At 55.4% G+C, this 2504-nt stretch carries 2 protein-coding genes and 1 pseudogene; 1 reads left to right on the plus strand and 2 read right to left on the minus strand.

The genetic code is table 11. The features are described 5' to 3' along the window. Window positions 1–116, minus strand: a pseudogene (locus AC1D01_RS29790) (IS5/IS1182 family transposase); the annotation flags it as partial. Window positions 117–239: 123 nt separating this feature from the next. On the opposite strand from AC1D01_RS29790, the gene AC1D01_RS29795 reads away from it, so the two are divergent. Continuing rightward, window positions 240–758, plus strand: a complete 519-nt coding sequence (locus AC1D01_RS29795; RefSeq protein ID WP_477872860.1) for a hypothetical protein — start codon at window positions 240–242, stop codon at window positions 756–758. A 461-nt stretch (window positions 759–1219) separates the two neighbouring features. Here the strand turns inward: AC1D01_RS29795 and AC1D01_RS29800 are convergent, their stop codons facing one another. Then, window positions 1220–1912, minus strand: a complete 693-nt coding sequence (locus tag AC1D01_RS29800) for a hypothetical protein (protein ID WP_477872862.1) — start codon at window positions 1910–1912, stop codon at window positions 1220–1222. Window positions 1913–2504: the final 592 nt, after the last annotated feature.

A 2504-nucleotide genomic window follows, 5' to 3' on the forward strand; every position in this document is an offset into this window, starting at 1 on the left:
AAGCCGCACAGCGCCGACCACGGCACCACGCGCTCCATCTCGCCCAGGAACTTCTCGCGCCTCGTCTGGCGCTTCTTGCCCGCGTACTCCAGGCTCGCAAAGCTCGTCTGTTTCATGCAACCATCCTCGCTGTCCACGCCTCGTTCGGCCATCGAGATCTGCCCGAATAAATCAGCGGTTCCCTAGGGAATACGACGCCGATGAACGTTGGCATGGCACAGGCGACATGGAGAAGGTTAATGTCTGAACAGATCTACAACATCTTTCTCAATTTCGATGACAAGGAAGTCTGCTCGAGCATTGGCTACAAAACGCATGACTTCACCGGTAGCGTCGCGTACATTGAATTTGGAGATCAACCGGGAACCTCGATATTCGTCAAATGGTTGGACGCGTATGCAGATCTCTCGCCACTGGGCATCACCAGACCAGAGCTGTGGGAGCTGCGGAACGGGCTCTTGCACATGACCAATCTGAATTCCAAGAAGGTTTTAGCGAACAGGGAACGACGCATCTCTTTCCGCGTTGGAGGCGATAGCAGCTATGCAACTGCCGAAGCCGGTGTTTACTACTTCGAATTCAAACAGCTATTGGATGCGTTTGCTCAGGCTCTGGGGCGTTGGATTTCTTCCTACAACGATGACAGAAGCAAGTTCCCGAAGTTCGTTGAGCGCTACGACCAAACCATTTCTGATAGCCGGCTTGCGGTAGCGCGACCCGGTAGCTTCGGAGAATCGGCGGGCCCCCCAGCGATTTGAAGGTCACTGCTCGCTCTTGCCGGAGGGCACATCGATCTCCCGAAATGCTTCGAGTCTTGAGTTTTCACACAGCCTCGACCCATTGCGGTCCTTCGCGTCGTCCGTCCCACAGCCAGAAATGTGTCCTTCAATGTTTTGAGCTGGCGGTGCACGCACGGCGACGTGCCGTGTTAGCAATGGAATTGGGAGCATGTGCCCGCCAGTTCGTCGGCGAAGACTTGTGCTTCAACTTGCTCTGCGTTGAGCGTGGCTCCACTCTTCCGACATATGCAGCGAATACGCACAACACGACGTACGCGAACCTCCGAAATGCCACCAAGTGGACATTCCCCCTCACGGCACCGTGCAATACCCCACTCACGTGTGCCTATTGGCAACTGCGCGGACCGGCGTTCACGCATAAGTTCGGTGCCTACCGTTCGAAATATGTGGCGCCGTCAGCCCCCCGCTTGGCGACATGGCTAGACATCGCCCCATCGCCCGTTGTAATCATAATAGGGAAACAGGGAGATGTCTTTCTCCTGTGGAAGAAGCATGAAATAGATGCTCAGCACTGTTCCAACGACTCCGGCAAAGAAATCCGGAAACCTCACATTTGTAGCCCCCTCGTGCATGATCTCGTTTCGGATTGCTTTGACATCTACTAAACGCTGCACGGCGTATCTCGGAGCTTTCGCCGGCGAAAGCTTAAATGGTTTCGCGAAACCCTTCTTTGCTTTTTCAAGCGCCGCTGGGTCCTTCAGATTCGCATCTCCATAAACGCCGTGATGCCAAGCCTGTCGAGGCTGGAGAGCGCCCGGGTTGACTAGGCCTACGAGTTCATCTCCATAGCCTTCCAGCAATGTGAACGTGTATGCAGCGGCCGCTGCAGCATAAGGAAAGGACTGCAGTTCAGTCGGCACTTCCCCGGGGTGCAAGTCCTCCTCACTGAAGAGAAAAACACCATCGCTCCCATCGACGATATTTAAATTCCCGCGAGTCGCTTGGACCCCGACACCTTTTATTGGGTATTCGTTATGCAGGCGCTCTTCCAGAGCTCTCCAATTTTTTACTGCATCGTCGTGTATGAACTCAATGCCGCTGAAGGACACATGAAAGGTTAGGAGCGTTTCGAGTATGGACTCGGTTCGCTTCCGCACTTCGAGACGCTGCAATCGAGTGAGTCGTGGCATTCGTGTGAGACCTAACGTGTCATAGGGAGACGGGCGCGTCCGCTCATCACGGAGTTCTGTCTTCCTAAAGCGGCGCCCTCTGCTTGCCTAGATGGAGCGCCAGATTTTGGTTCGCGTTGCATTTATGTATTGCGCAGTGCTATCAAATCAGTCAAAAGTGGTTCAAAACGTTCCTGGATGAATCATTCCGTCGAGCGGGTCTTGCCAGAAAGCCGACGCCAGCGAGAGGCTTTTGGCCGACTGCGCCCTTTCGACCGTTGCCCCGCAAGCGGTCGCACAGCAGAGCCGACCCAGCACGCGACCGGCTGCTTGCAGGTGATGCCGCGAACATACACTGTCGCCCAGAAGCAGACGCTCGACCGTTTGCCACAAGGCACTTAGCGGCGGCCATTTTCGTGCGGTGTCGCTGACAAAGAGGTGGCCGCTCCAATTGTCACATCGCGGACTCTCGGCGTTTTGCTGGTAGTCGGATTCGAGTGGACACGTCGAGCGACACAGAAGATCCTTCGCTCAAAGGTGCGCGACAGCCACGCGCCCCATGCGATTCAGGGAGACGAGCAAGACACCTCTCTGA

It is taken from the genome of Rhizobacter sp. P3_B12, assembly GCF_056402895.1.

Bases quoted from the DNA above. Each gene is read 5' to 3' on its own strand.
- AC1D01_RS29795 (WP_477872860.1), top strand. From the start codon at position 240: ATGTCTGAACAGATCTACAACATCTTTCTCAATTTCGATGACAAGGAA.